Origin of the sequence: Pseudomonas sp. PDM24 (assembly GCF_019218905.1) — a bacterium.
Lineage (GTDB): Bacteria > Pseudomonadota > Gammaproteobacteria > Pseudomonadales > Pseudomonadaceae > Aquipseudomonas.
In genome coordinates this window covers 322,058-335,542 of the sequence record NZ_JAHUWR010000001.1, presented here as the reverse complement: position 1 = coordinate 335,542, position 13,485 = coordinate 322,058, and the positions used below count along the sequence as shown (strand labels likewise).

16 protein-coding genes are annotated in these 13,485 nt (G+C 60.8%); all 16 read right to left on the bottom strand.

The annotated features are described in order from the left end of the window. Complete coding sequence (locus tag KW837_RS01635) at window positions 1-2,760, bottom strand: hypothetical protein (RefSeq protein WP_218394289.1); 2,760 nt, start codon at window positions 2,758-2,760, stop codon at window positions 1-3. 76 nt (window positions 2,761-2,836) lie between these two features. Further along, window positions 2,837-3,028, bottom strand: a complete 192-nt coding sequence (locus KW837_RS01630) for a hypothetical protein (protein WP_218394288.1) — start codon at window positions 3,026-3,028, stop codon at window positions 2,837-2,839. A gap of 65 nt (window positions 3,029-3,093) precedes the next feature. Next, window positions 3,094-3,444: a hypothetical protein gene (locus KW837_RS01625; protein WP_218394287.1), complete on the bottom strand. Its 351-nt coding sequence runs from the start codon at window positions 3,442-3,444 to the stop codon at window positions 3,094-3,096. Further along, window positions 3,441-4,196 (bottom strand): hypothetical protein, encoded by a 756-nt coding sequence (locus KW837_RS01620; RefSeq protein WP_218394286.1) that lies wholly within the window; start codon window positions 4,194-4,196, stop codon window positions 3,441-3,443. Before KW837_RS01620 ends, KW837_RS01625 begins: the two co-directional genes overlap by 4 nt. Window positions 4,197-4,207: 11 nt before the next feature. Next, complete coding sequence (locus KW837_RS01615; protein ID WP_218394285.1) at window positions 4,208-4,660, bottom strand: hypothetical protein; 453 nt, start codon at window positions 4,658-4,660, stop codon at window positions 4,208-4,210. Window positions 4,661-4,662: 2 nt separating this feature from the next. Further along, window positions 4,663-4,950, bottom strand: coding sequence for a hypothetical protein (locus tag KW837_RS01610; protein ID WP_218394284.1), 288 nt, complete (start codon window positions 4,948-4,950; stop codon window positions 4,663-4,665). Then, window positions 4,943-5,152 (bottom strand): hypothetical protein, encoded by a 210-nt coding sequence (locus KW837_RS01605; protein ID WP_218394283.1) that lies wholly within the window; start codon window positions 5,150-5,152, stop codon window positions 4,943-4,945. Before KW837_RS01605 ends, KW837_RS01610 begins: the two co-directional genes overlap by 8 nt. Continuing rightward, window positions 5,142-5,384 carry a hypothetical protein gene (locus tag KW837_RS01600; RefSeq protein ID WP_052963667.1) on the bottom strand — a complete coding sequence of 81 codons (243 nt, stop codon included), beginning with the start codon at window positions 5,382-5,384 and terminating at the stop codon, window positions 5,142-5,144. The genes KW837_RS01605 and KW837_RS01600 overlap by 11 nt, the downstream gene beginning before the upstream one ends. 34 nt (window positions 5,385-5,418) lie before the next feature. Then, entirely contained in the window at window positions 5,419-6,363 is a 945-nt protein-coding gene (locus KW837_RS01595) for a Mu-like prophage major head subunit gpT family protein (protein ID WP_028939676.1), read from the bottom strand. A 39-nt stretch (window positions 6,364-6,402) separates the two neighbouring features. Next, window positions 6,403-6,816 (bottom strand): hypothetical protein, encoded by a 414-nt coding sequence (locus tag KW837_RS01590; RefSeq protein WP_218394282.1) that lies wholly within the window; start codon window positions 6,814-6,816, stop codon window positions 6,403-6,405. A 42-nt stretch (window positions 6,817-6,858) separates the two neighbouring features. Beyond that, window positions 6,859-8,211 carry a S49 family peptidase gene (locus KW837_RS01585; RefSeq protein WP_218394281.1) on the bottom strand — a complete coding sequence of 451 codons (1,353 nt, stop codon included), beginning with the start codon at window positions 8,209-8,211 and terminating at the stop codon, window positions 6,859-6,861. Window positions 8,212-8,213: 2 nt separating this feature from the next. Continuing rightward, complete coding sequence (locus KW837_RS01580) at window positions 8,214-9,824, bottom strand: phage portal protein (protein ID WP_218394280.1); 1,611 nt, start codon at window positions 9,822-9,824, stop codon at window positions 8,214-8,216. Continuing rightward, on the bottom strand, window positions 9,821-10,042 hold the full coding sequence (locus KW837_RS01575) for a DUF6148 family protein (protein ID WP_052963663.1): 222 nt from the start codon (window positions 10,040-10,042) through the stop codon (window positions 9,821-9,823). Before KW837_RS01575 ends, KW837_RS01580 begins: the two co-directional genes overlap by 4 nt. Before the next feature lie 2 nt (window positions 10,043-10,044). Next, window positions 10,045-12,174 (bottom strand): phage terminase large subunit family protein, encoded by a 2,130-nt coding sequence (locus KW837_RS01570; RefSeq protein WP_218394279.1) that lies wholly within the window; start codon window positions 12,172-12,174, stop codon window positions 10,045-10,047. After that, window positions 12,080-12,577, bottom strand: coding sequence for a hypothetical protein (locus KW837_RS01565; RefSeq protein WP_052963661.1), 498 nt, complete (start codon window positions 12,575-12,577; stop codon window positions 12,080-12,082). The genes KW837_RS01570 and KW837_RS01565 overlap by 95 nt, the downstream gene beginning before the upstream one ends. 191 nt (window positions 12,578-12,768) lie before the next feature. Continuing rightward, the gene (locus KW837_RS01560; protein WP_218394278.1) at window positions 12,769-13,485 is read right to left on the bottom strand and encodes a hypothetical protein; all 717 of its coding nucleotides are present in this window, start codon (window positions 13,483-13,485) and stop codon (window positions 12,769-12,771) included.

The following is a 13,485-nucleotide window of genomic DNA, read 5'->3' as shown; positions in this document are numbered from 1 at the left end:
CTATGCCTTGATGGCACCGTTGCGCCGCATTTTTTGCATTTCTTCGGCAAACGCCCGGGCATTGCGCCGGATGTCTGCCGGCGTCATCCGGCCGCTGTAATCGTTGTAGTGATAGGTGCCGCCGCCCCCCAGTTGCCCGTCGCCATTCGCCGCCTGGCGAATAACGTTGGCGTACTGCTTGGGCAGAACCATTTCTTGTTCGTGAAGCTGAGTCATCGGGTTGGTACCCGCCGGAATGTCGTAGCCGCCTTCGGCCGACGCCACGTTTTTCACCAGGCCAAACACGAAGGCGCCAGCCGCCGCAGCGGCAGCGACACCCAGCACGGGACCGATGATGGGAATGGCCGACATGGCCGCGAAGGCACCAGCCATCGCTTGCCAGGCACTGGCAATGATGTTCTTGATCGTCGCCGCTCCCCAGATCGCCACGGACGTTGCCGCACCACCCGCCTCTGCCGCTGTCCGCACACCGACGCCGGCCACCGTCGCGCCGGTCTTGGCGGTTTCACCGAACATCCAGGCCATCAACGGCTTGGTCACCATGTTCTCGATGAACGCGGTGCCGATGCTGCCGAAGATGCCCTGCAGCAATCCTTGAGTGCTCATCGTCCCGGTCAGGATGCCGTTGAGGCCGCTGGTCCAACTCGACTGAACACTGCCGAGCATGCCGGTCCAGTTGTTTTGCGATTCCAGGGTTTGCTGCCGGCCGATGACTGCCATGCTGTTGCGATGCGTTTGTTCCAGGGCCAGGATCTGTTGCTGAACCTGTTGCAGGGCAACGGGGTTGCGGTCAGGGTCTTGATCGAGCAAAGCTTTTCGCTGCGCCAATGCAGCCGCCTCAATGGCGTAGCGCTGCTGTTCGAACTCGGCCTGCGCCTGCAGCAATTGCCCTTGGGTGATCAGGTTGGCCTGCAGGTCCAGCTGGGCCATCTGTTCGGCATGGGCGATATTGCCCAGCCGGGCCTGCTGATCGGCTGCCAATTGCTGCTGCTTCATCGTCGAGATCTGCTGTTGCTTCTCTCGCTCGATCGCGACCACTTCCGCCGCCGCCTGTCGATACTCCTGACTGTCCTGGCCATACAGTTGCCGGCTGCGCTCCAACGCTTGCTGGGCGATCTGCAATCGCGCATCCATGTTGTTGCGATACTGCTGCGCCTGTGCCTGTAGATCCGCGAACGCTTTACCCTCGTCCTGACGCCGCATGGCTGTCAGTGCGGCCAGGTAATTGCGCTGAACGCCGAGACGTTCGGACGCACTCAGGTCCGTGCGTTTGAGAATCCCCTGCCAGTATTCGACTTCCTGCCGAAGCGAAAACTGGTTGTAGGTGCCTTGCTCTGCCTGCTGCTGGGCGTGGGCGACCTTCTGCGCGTCCAGCACCTCGGACCACTGACTGACCCGGGACTTTGTCGCACCGCCGCCGCTAACTTCGGGCTCGGGCTTGGCCGGTGGCTCGGTGCCCTTTTGCAGTTCCTTGCGCCGCTTAATAGCAGCGGCATATGACTCTTCCAGCTTGGTCAGACGGCTAACTTCAAGACCATAGGCCGTAGGACGCAATTGGGCTTGCTGCTTGGTGGACAAGGCGGTATCGCCGGTCGCTGCCATCGCGGCAACTTTGCGCCGCTGCTCTTCAATGCGAGCCAGACGCGTCTTCATGCCCGCGTCGACTTCGTCGATTTTGTCCGACGACAACTGCAGTTGCTCCAAGAGCAAACGCTGCTCTTGAAGTGTGCCTTCCAGCGGCCCCCTGGCACCGCCGCCTCGCGGGCCTTCTTTGAAATTTGCCAAAGAAGCCTCAAGACGGGCGATGTTGCCGGTGACGTCATCGACTGTTAACCCCACACCGGTCATGCTCTTGAGCAAGCCATTGAACCAGCTCGCGGTCTCGGCCAAGGTTTTATTCAGGCTGATGAACGCAGGCTCAAGGATGGTGCCGACCGTGACCTTCAGTTCGTTGCTTTTGGCGTCCAGTTCGGCCTGGCTACCGGTGAGCCCCTTCGCCGCTTTCGCCGCATTGCCTACCTGAGCTTCGGTTTCCTTGAGGATGCCGGTGTATTCAGCCTGCACCTTCTGGGACGCGGTCAATTTGTCGCGTGTGGAGCCAATGCTTTTGGCGTACTCGTCCCACATCTTGGCGACGTTTTTTGTCACACCCGCGTTATCGACCAGCACCGAGTTTTCGCTCTTCAGACCCTCGGTGGCGGTTAACACCGCCTCGGATAAACCGAGATTGGCCTGCCGGTTGAATGCCGCCGCATCCTTCAGGCGATTGATGACCGCGATCGACTGATCCAGGTTGTATCCCCGGCTCAGCAGGTTTTGCAGGGCTTTGGCTGAATCACCGACGCTGAGCAGGCCATCGGCGGACAACTTCTGCGCTTCCTGCATCGCCCGGCCGATGCCGACACCGGCGTGATTGGCCACGGCCTCCAGGCCTCGATAAGCGGCCTCCTGCTGGATCGCGGCAGCTTTGCTATCGGCCACAAAATCCTTGATCGCCACGGCCGAAAAAACCGCCGCCATCGAAGCGCCCAACGCCAACAGGTCACCTTTGAGTTTGGAGCCCACCCAGGCGAAAGCATCATTGGCCGCAGTCCCCAGACGACTGATCTGCACCTGGCTACCGACCATGTCGGTGTTGATCGCCTTGAGTTCGCGATTGAACGTACTTCGAGCGTCACGCATGTTGCGCTCAATGCTATCCACCGCCCGATCGAAACCCTGGGTACCGGCCGTGAACTGGTACGCAATATTTCTATCCATGCCGACCTCAAAACGCAGACGAAAAAAACCACCGAGGTGGGGTTTCTGTAAGAGATTAATGTGTGCCGCCGGCTGTTCAGATTTGACCTACAAATGCCTCCAAAGCCCCCCGCAAATGTTCAGGCAACTCGTCTCGCAGATCCTCGGCCAGACTGGCAAGGTTAGTGGCAAGATCAGGTGCATTAGTAACCTGTTCTTCCGGCTTGTATCCCATGTAACCAGCCACGAGCACATGAACCGGTGGATGGTGACGCCAGTAGTCGGTCATGTGCCCCACCATGGTCATGTCCCACTCACGCCGCAGCGTGGCCGGACTCTGACCCGTGCTAGCAATCAGGTGAGCGTAGAGCTGGCCCCAGTCAAAGGGGCCAGCGCTTCCCCCTGTTCGTTCACCGGCTGCGCCTCCATGCCAGACGCACTCATCACGGCGTTGAGTACGTCGCGCATGTTGCGAAGATCCAGCAAACCCGCCACTTCCTCGCGGAGCATGTCCGGGTAGTTGCGGCGAAGCGCCGCGTGCGTGGCGTCGATCACCGTCGCAATGCTGCTCCGGTCCATACCGCCGGCGACGATCGCATTGATCCGATCCAGCAACTGCTCCAGGTCACCCAACGACAGCGGCGGAATCACCAACGGCTTACCCGGAAACGGGTAACTGATGCCAGGGATGTTCACGGTGCTCATTCGTTCGCACTCCAGTAGCACACCTCACCGAACTCATCGGCATAGCCGGTGAATTCGAAGTCAGGAATGGTGTAATCGTCCTGCTTGGTGGCGATACCCAGCTTGTTGCTGACGAAGTTGGGCACGCGGACATAAATGCTTTTGCCCTTGTACTTCAGGATCAACTCACCCTGGAAAACCGGCATGTCGCCCATCGGCAAATTGCGCACCGACAGACTCTTACCGGTCTGCACCGTGTAGCGATAGTCGATGAACACCGGCGTGCCGGCATCAGCTGCAGCGAATCCGTAGGTGCCGGTCGCCACATCAAAGGTGTACTGGCCAGCGGTCGGTGCACTCAGCACGCGCACAAAAGGCACCGCACCGGCACCACGAACCCCCAGATCACCGGAGAGCGAGCCCCCGGCTGGTGGGGTCACGAGGATCTCGGTGCCGACCGGAATAGCGGTCGGGGTCGTGGCGTGGTGGACCAACACCTGGCCGGTCGTCAGGGTCTGGCCGAATACCAGCTGGTTCCACTGCAGCAAGCTGATCTGCGCCGATTTGGCCTTACCCGTCAACTTGCCTTGGCCGCGTGCCGCATCGACCGCGAACTGCTCACTGCCAAACAACTCCTTGGAATCGAAAGACAGGTCGACCGACGCTTCCTGCATGATGCCCAGCAGGATAGGCGTCGGTGCGGAAATGGCGTTGCCGAAGGCGTCCATCAGCGGGGTGGCGTAAAACAACCCGCTGCCGAATGCAATTTGCATGGTTGTGTTCCTCAGTAAAAGGTAGGACCGGACGTCAAATCGCCGGAATTGCACAAGTAAGTGAAGCGATAACGCACCATGCAGTTGCCTGCGGTGTTGTCACCGTCTTCTTCAATCCAGTCGATGTAAAAGCGCTGTACACGATCGGCTTCAGGAAACGCGTCCTCCCCCATCAGCACCGTATGCACGGCAACCTTCACCAGGTCGGCAACTTGATCCCATGCGTTCCTGGTCACGGTGTCTTCACGGGCGAGGATTTCCACCGACAGCTCGAACTGGTTGCGATCCACCGTGTGACTCTCACGTTCGGTGGTTTCCAGATCCGGGCGGATCACGATGGCGGGTGTTTGTTTGCGCGTGAAGGCATCCGTCCGACTTCGAAACACTCGATCTTCGGCCAACGTATTGGCGCCCAGAATCAGCGCCTGCGCCCGCTGGACGATGCGTTCTTGGATCGAAGGCATGATTAAATCTCGGTGAGTGAAACGAGACTGAATGCCCCGTCATCAATCATCAGTCGGTCACGCACCCGGAAAGAAACGCCCCCGACCTTGATCATTTTCCCGTTGTCGATGGCCAGCCGCTGGGCCTCGGCGGTGATGACCAGGATCTCGTAATAGGTGGACTGGCTATTGATGCCGGCCATGGCCCGGATTTCGTCCGGCATATCGCGAACGGCCAGAAATGGCTGATCATCGACCAAACCGCCGGCATCAAAATCTTCGAGGAAGCCCGCCAGGTCATCGTCAAACATCACGGCCCTCCTTGGCCGCTCCGCTGGACTTGGCCGGTGCAGCGACCGTGGCCGGCGCCGGATCCTGTTTGATTTCCAGCAGCTGGTGGCGAAAACGGACCGCCACATCATCGGGCAATTCGACAGTGCCACCGGCGCCAATCACTTCGTTGTGATGGTCGCGAAAGGAACCGGATAGCACGGTGTAGGATTTATTCGCCATTGGCTGCCCCCGCTGTTCGTTCGAGTTTGGTCACTCGCTGCGCCAGCGCTTTGTCCGGTTCGCCAGGGATCACGATTTCTTCCCCGATCTTGAACTGGACTGGCTGCACAATGGTGTAGCGCCCTTTTTTAACCTGCTCCAGGCTGTGCGCTCGCGCACTGGCCTGAGCATCAGTCAGAATCAGCTCCCCCCCATACAGGGTGATGGGCTGATCCACACGGTATTTCGGCATGGTGTTGTCCTCTGTGGGATGAAAGCCTGAGGGCTTACACCAGTTGGTTCAGGACGCCGTACTGCCAGCGACCGAACCCGACGTTGCGCCAGGTATCGACGCCGTATTGGTGAGCATCGTTGTCGAATTCGAACTCCGAGCCCTCGGCCTTGGCCTTCATCACCACGTCCGTTTCCTGCTGACGAATGAACGCTTTCAGGCGGCCGTCGGTGCGGAACGTGACGAACTTGTCGGTCCAGGCATTGAGGCGCACATTGCCGATCACACGGACGGTGACGTTGTCCGGCATGACGATTTCGCTGATGTTGGTACCGCGCGGTACGGTCAATGCCGACTGCGCCACACTCAACAAGCTGAAGGGCACCATCACCAAAAACTCACGCGCCAGTTCGTTGATCGGCTCGCCCTGATCGTCCTTCAGGCTGGTCAACTGGGTGACCGATTTGGCAACCGCCTGCTGGAACTCTTCAGGGCTCGGGCGGCTGGGAGTGCCATGCAGCGTGGCGCTCAGTTCGCTGATGTCGGTAGTGATCTTGTTCGACTGCACTCCGCTTTTGCCTTCCTCATGATCGGTATCGAAGAAGTACTGGCCGTCGTAGCAGACCTGGCTTTCACCGTTGAGAATCAGCGCCGACAGCAGCCGCGCCCAGTGCGAGTTGGTGCGGTCGGCCAACTCACCTAGACGGATGCGCAACTGCCCGGTTTTGTCGCGGCGCAGCTCTTTGACCAGGACTTCGATGGTCGCTTCGAAATGCAGGTTTTCAATTTCGAGGTCAGCGGAAATGAAGCCTTTGGCATGACGACCACCGATCCATTCACGCAAGGTCGGAACGCTACCGATCCACGGATAGGTTTCTTTGGCTTGGTCGGAGTCGAACAGGTTCGACAAGAAGTCGATCCAGCTGGCCCCGGTGTTCTGCTCGAGCAGTTCGTAAAAAGTGCCGATAACGGCACGGCTGGAAAGTACTTCAGCACCCATGGGGGTTTCTCCTGATGAAGGTGAGGGATGGGCGCGTGATTACGCGGCCGGGATAGCCTGGGCGGCATACTTGACGATACCCACGCCACCGCTGACAAAACGGTGCACGTGGCCGATCAAACTGTTGCCGACGGCTGTGAGCGCAAAGGTGCCGCTGTCACTGGCATAAACCAGCTTGCCAATGTCCGTCACGGCCAGCCCAGCGATCGGCACTTCGATCTTGCCGGCTTCACGCAGCCGCACGCGCAGGGCAGCAGCTGCACCCAAGCGATTGTCAGCATTGCGATCAGCGAAACCGGCAAACAGATCACCGGCGGCCAAGGGGCGAGCCAATCCGTTCGCCGAGTTGATCCCGACCGCCGAGCCTTCAAAGATCTGCGTGGCCGCTGCAACGGGCAATTCGTTGATATCCCCGATCTCATGGGAGCGTGGGGTGTCGAGGGTAAGAGGCATAGGTGTTCTCCAAAGCCGAGGGGTTGAGGGTTAAATGCCGAGTTACTTTTTCAAGACCTTGATCAGGCCTTTGTCCTCAGCCCGGCGATAACCGTGATAGGCCTCGAAGGTGCCGAATTCGGCACGTACTTCCTTGTCACTGTCCCAAGTCGCCTTGGCGCGCTCTTCCAGCGGCGCATCTGGTTCCTCAGCAGTTTTTGCCACCGGTTCCGGCGCGGGTGCTGGGGCATTCGGGACCGGCGCCGGAGCATCGCTGCGTAGCGTGGCCAGGGCATTGCTACGCTTGGCTCGCTCCGCCGCGATGACCTGGGCAGAAGCCTCGGGGCCGCTGGTGACGCCATCGAACTTGAGACTGGCGATCAGCTCTTCGTGGCCCGGCAGCGCGGCGGCTTCGACGCCCTTGATGCGATCGCACTCGGCACGCGCACCGGCCGCGTGTGCGTCATGCTCCAGTGTCGCGAGCAGCTCGGCATGGTGGGTGGCCAGGTAGTTGCGGTCGATGACCGGCGGCTTGTCGCTGTCGTTGGGCTTACTGGTGGTTGTGGTGCTCATGGAACGATCTCCAAAGGTGCTGCCATTGAGTTCGGCAATTAGGTTTTCCAGGGTGGATTCGCGGTCGGCCATGCCCAACGCAACGGCGTCAGATCCAATCCGCATGTCGCCCTGGCCGAAATCGGCGAGGACGTCGTCAACGGTCACGCCGCGATAGCTCGCAACGTCCTCGATGAAGATGCCGGCCAACCGATCGACATGGCTTTGCACGACCGCCCGGCCCTGCTCGGTCGTAAAGTCCGGACGTTTGTTGGGGCTCTGGCTGCTGACAATCTCCAGGCTGCCGTCATCCTTGTTGGCCCGAATGTTGAGCACGGCGCCGATGGAGCCAACGCCTCCGGTGCGGCTCATGACGATCTCGTGCGCCGCCGAGGCCATCCAGTAACCCGCACTGGCGGCATTGCCCGAGACGTAAGCGACCACCCGTTTGGGGGAGGCGCGGATCATCTGAGCAAACTCGGCAATGCCGTTGGCCTGCCCGCCGGGCGTGTCCATCACCAGGATGATGCTTTCGGTACGCGGGTCATCCACCGCCGCGGTGAAGTCCTTCGCCAGCACGTCCAGCGAAGTCGCACCGGACAAGGCGGTGAACAGGTTCGCGTAGCGAAAGACCGGGCCAGTGACCGGCACCAACGCCACGTTGCCGCGCTGAGTGACCGTGCGGCTGTTCTGCAGGGGTCGACCTTGGCGAGCCTCGACGGCCTCGGGCCCTTCATGTTCACGCCGGGCGATGGCGGCAATGGTGTTGAGCATGTCCGGGGTGATGGCCCAGGGTTCACGCGACACCAGGTCGAACGCCGTCACCCGATGCACGGGGGGTGCGTCGGTTGGTTTATCGGTCATGGTCAGGTCCGTTCGGGTAAGTCAGGGTTTGGCGGCAGCTGATCTTCAGGCTGTGAGGCCGGCGTGGCCGACAGGCCGTCCTCCATCCGACGCTTCACTTCCAGTGCGCGCTGTTCGTGGTTTTCTTCCCAGTCGCTGCCGTCGTAGAGCATCGATTCCTTGGCCAGGGTGCTGACGCCGAGATCGACACGACCCTTAGCCGCGTTGATGTCCTTGAGCGGATCCACGGTGCCCGGACCATCGCCGACCCACAACGAGCCGCAGTAGGCATAGCGCAGCAGCGGGTGGTCAAAAAAGCCGGGGGCATCGACATCTCCCTGAGCGACCGCTTCTTCCAGCCAGTGCTCATACACCGGCTGACAGAAGCCGTTGCCAAGGAAGTCGCGGCAACCGCGGATGAACTGCCAGGCTTCCATCACCGCCGCACGGGCGGCGGTGTAGCTGGCGGTGAAGTGCTTGATCAGCACCTCATACGGCAGCTCCAGCGCCATGCCGATCTGCCGCAACATCGCCAACACGAACGGATCGAATGCCAGGTTGGGACGGCCCGGCGCGGCGGTGTCAATCGAGGCGCCGTCGTCCAGCTCAGCGACAATGCCGCCGCTGAGTGAGCCGTCCCAGCCGCCTGACTCGCGACCGGCTGGACGATCACCACCCACCGGGGTGTTGCCGGTCGCCGCCGAAGCCAGCGGGCTGAGGTTGCCGCCGTTCCCGGGCTTGATGAACACCGCAAAGAACGCCGACACCACGGCGGCTTCCAGCTCCGCGTCGGTATAGCGATCGAGTTGTTTGAGCTTCTCGATGACCGGGGTGAGATACGGCACGCCGCGTGGTTGACCCACACGTCGACGCCGGTACAAATGCAGCAGCGCCCGCCCACCCCGCTCATTGAAGAATGGGCGTTCATCCCACACCCGCTCTTTCACACCCAATGCGCCAGGATGACTGCGCAGGATGTGCGCCTTGATCGGCTCGCCGTCGGCGTCGCGTTCGATGCCGGCGGTGAGTGTTTCCGTGTCGGCCTTGCCCTGCGGATTGCAGATCCGGTCGGCCTCAATCAACTGGATACAGGCCGAATAGTGCTGACCCGGACGTTCCTTGTGCGTCAGCAGCGGAAACACGTCACCGCTGCTCAACACCGAACGCCAGGCCAGATCCTGCAGCCCGTAGAAATTCTGTTCGCGGGTGATGTCGCACGCCGTGGTTTCCGCCCAGGACTTGAACAGTGACTCCGTGTTGCGCTGCCATTCCCGAGCGGTGTCCTCATCCCAACCGAGGATCTGCCGATTGACCACCGACTTGAGTGCCAGACCGGTACCCACTGTTTTGGTGGTGACCGTGTTGATCGCACCGCCACCGATAGGGTTGTTACGTTCCAGATCGCGGCAACGTTCCCGCAGCGTCGGCAGATCCGGAAGCAGATCTGCGGCGGCACTACCCGCCGATGCATGCCAGGCACTGAGCGAGCGCTTGCGTTTGGAGGCGCCGCTGTAACCACCCAGCGCCGTCATGGTCATGCGCGCCTGCATACGCTTGGCGCCGCTTTCGGGGCTGAACCAACTGATTGCCCGATCCAACAACGTGGGCTCAGGCACCTTCGGCACGCGACTCATAACGGTGTGATCCCGCGCAGGACAATGCCGCGAGGCCGGCCACTGGCCAGACGATCAACCTGCCCCTGCCAGTAATCGATCATCCGGGTGATCTCAGCCGCGTCGGCATAGTTCAGCTGGCGGGTACCGATGCGGTAACTCTGTTTCTGGCTGACCTTGAGGCTCGCGTCGAGCCAGGCCTGCAGCTGGTTCTGCGCTTGTTCCAGTGTGATGGCCATACTTAATTCCTGCGTTGGGAGAGCACGCGCATTGCGCTGCGGCGCCCAGAAACAACTCTCCCGCCAGAAGGCGGGAGATCGTTGGGTTCAGCGCGTGTGGGTGCCGGATTTTCCGGTGACGTTGCGGGCTCGGGATCGTGCTCAGCTTCGGGTTCCGGTGGTGGCGAATCGAACAACCCGCCCTGCCGGATCTGCGCGTCCAGTGCCGCCCAGTCGTGTTCATTCAGCAGGTGCGTTTTCAACGACCGGGCCGCGTGCAGCGCGTAGGTTTCGCAGTCCGTCCCTTCGTTCGGCTCACCGGCCTTTTTCTGCCAGACCTTGCGGTAGTGGTGTCGCCGACTGGGTGCCTTCACTTCAGCAGTGATCTGGCGGAAGTAATCCGGCCGCACCGTCTTGTAGAAGTGCATCCGGCCAGGACCATTGCCGGTCAGCGGCAGCCGACCTTCGATCCACAGATCCTTGGCCCGTGACGTGCCGACGATGTAAGGCCGCAGGCCGTACTTCGAGGCCTTTTGCTCCTTATCGGTGTCCACCCCCTGCCGGGGGGCGCTGAAAATTTCCTTGCGCTCATCGTCGCGGGTGTTGCCTCGCTCACTCGCCCCCTTGATCGCCATCACCCCGCGCTGCTGATGCTTACGGACAAATGCGTACGCCGCATCCTGGGTGATGGTGCCATCGGAGGTGTCCAGCGAGACGGCCAGCACCTTCAACTTGGCGCCACAGGCATGGGGAATCGGAGCAAACAACAGTTTCTCCAGGTCAAGCCAGACGCCCTGTCCCGGCAACACCACTTGACCGTGAATTTCACCCCAATAGACCAGCCAGGACTCCTCGCCACGGCCCCATGCGCGGATGATGATTGCCAACCGGTCATGCTGGACGTCGACGCCGGCCGTCAGGACCAGCCCGCCCATGGGCACGAACAGCTCGGGATAGTCTTCAGCCCGCTCCGCCAGTTTGTCGGCTTCGGGCAGATCCGATTTGTACTCGTAGGCTCGACCCTGTTTCTGGTTGACGAACTTGATCAGCAGCGACAGGTCGCCCATCTCCGCCCGGTGCTCGGCGTTCAGTTGTTCGCGCACGATGTCCGCCAGACTGGTACCAGGAAGGCAGGCATAGAGTTCGTTCAGCTCGATGAATCCGGCGCGTCCGGCAAAGGGTTTGGTCGGTACCCAGCCGCAGTTCGGATCACCCGCCTCGATCGCATTGAACACCGTGTTGCGGATGTTCTCTTTGCGCTGGTAGTCGTCCCAAATTTCCCCGCAGTGCGGACAGGCGTAGCCGGCGGTCTCGGGATCCGCACGGCCATAGATTTCGTGTGGCTCTGCCCCCTCGGCGATGTCGAGGTATTTGATGTGAGCAAAGTCCAACACATGGGCTTGGCCGCACGTGTGGCAGATGATCGGCAATACCCGGCAATCCGTCTGCGCCAAACGCGCTTCGGTCTTGCTCGCCCCCTTGATTGCCGGTGTTCCGCCGACCAGCATTTTCGAACCGGGGTAGCGTTTGCCGCGCTCTTCCAGCAAGGCGATCGCGTCACCCTGCCCCTTCACGTCGTCGCTGGTGTCGTCCGGTTCCTCGACCACCGACAACCCCACGGATGAGGTCGACTTGACGTTGCCGGGCGAGTTCGACGCCACCAATTTGAGGAAGCCACCCGGGAAGCTTTTGTGGTCCCAGCGGTTACCGGAGGTCCGGCTGGTATCGACAGGCATCAGCTTGTTGATCTCGGTGTTCGCGGTCACGCCGTGCTTGAGCTTCTCGTCGTGAAAGTTTTTCCCGTCCTTCTCCTTGGCGAACAGGATCATGATCGGCCGAGGCAGGAACTGGACAAACTTGAACAGGTAGCCAATCAGGAACCAGGTCCAGCCGATCTGCGCAGCCTTCATCAGGTCCACTTCACTGACACGCGGATCGTCCAGCGCGGCGGCGACACCGAGGAAATACGGCGTGTAATGAAAATCGTAGAGGCCATGCAGCACGCCGCTTTCTGCGGGCAGGTAAAACTTGGTGCTCAAGTACTCAGCTGTCGGCACGTCACGCGGCGGGTTGAACTTCCCCGCTGCTGCCGACAAGCTCCGCGCCAAGTTTTCGCGCGTAGCCTGCAATTCGCTCGGTTGTAGGTCCAGCAACTTTGGCCACCACAGATCGATCTACCGTGAGTTTCTGCACGTTCTCGATTTCCTGAATAAGTCGTTCGACGCCGCCCAGGTATTCCCGGTTGGCAAAGCCGGCCCAGTCGGCCAGCACGCGTTCCGCTTCCATGCTGGGAATCAGTGACCGCAATTTTTCGTGGTACAGCAGACGACCGTTCGCCGCCTTGACCCGGCCCTCATCGATCCGCACCGCATTCAGTTCTTCCAGTTGGCTGCCTCCGCGCCCAGCCGCTTTCGCACGTAGGTCGCGGATGTAAGCGATCCGGATCTCGTCCAAACTGGATGACTGCCAATCGCTGATGCCGATTCCCTTCAGCACGTCTCGAGCGTTTCGCTCGCTCATGTCCAGGTGATCAGCGATTTCACGTTGTGTTGGCATGCTCATCTCCAAGGTCTGGACTAGGAAGCGGAACCCCCTATGTCGGGTTGAATCTGCAAAAAGATCGGGGTTCGAATTACCCCATTCCCCCAAGTCGCCGGAAGGACCCATTGAAAAAGGGGATGAGGCCTCGATCCGTGCCCGAGTCGGCCAAAAGCCGGGCGAAAAACGCTGAAAGATCGACCAAGGCCTCAGTCGCGAGCCATCTCGCGGGCCAATGTCCGGCGGAACAGCGGTTCGAACTCGGCAGCAGCAACGCGGTTGGCTACACCGTAGAAGTCGAAGCGACGACGATAAGTCGGGCGCTTAACGAAGATCAGGATGGGCCGTGCACCGTTACCGATGCGCTGCCAGATCCCCAACGGGCCGGTGCCGTTGCCCGGGCGACCAGCGAAGTAGTCGGGGGCATTGCGATTGCGTCGTTTACTGCGGGTCGTGCGGTTGGCCATGAAACCTGACACACGCTCAGCAGCACCGAGTGCCGACAGTATCTGAACGATCTGCCCTCGGCTGATGTTGCCGCTGCCATCCATTCGGGCACGCCTGCCTGGCACTGCGTACATGTCAGCAGGCATCAAGCCGTAGTGAATCAGCGCCTTCTCGAATCGTTTGTGCGGACGATTGCCACCCTCGATATGCACCGGCAAGTACTTCGAGGCCGCAACACCCGAGCTGGCCTCGTCCTTGACCCACACGCGGGCGAACAACCGGGTGGCTGTGGCACTTCGCTTATAGATCGAGTTCAACGTCCAGCGGGTAGGTCGATCAAACACGCGGGCGATCTCTTCTTTCTCTGCGATCTGCACCCGCTCGGCGGTGAAGGTCAGCGCCTTGGCCGCTGCAATGGGCACCTTGTTGCGGCTGAGCCCTCGCATGCCCTTCACGATCTTGTCGATGTTGTCACGCAT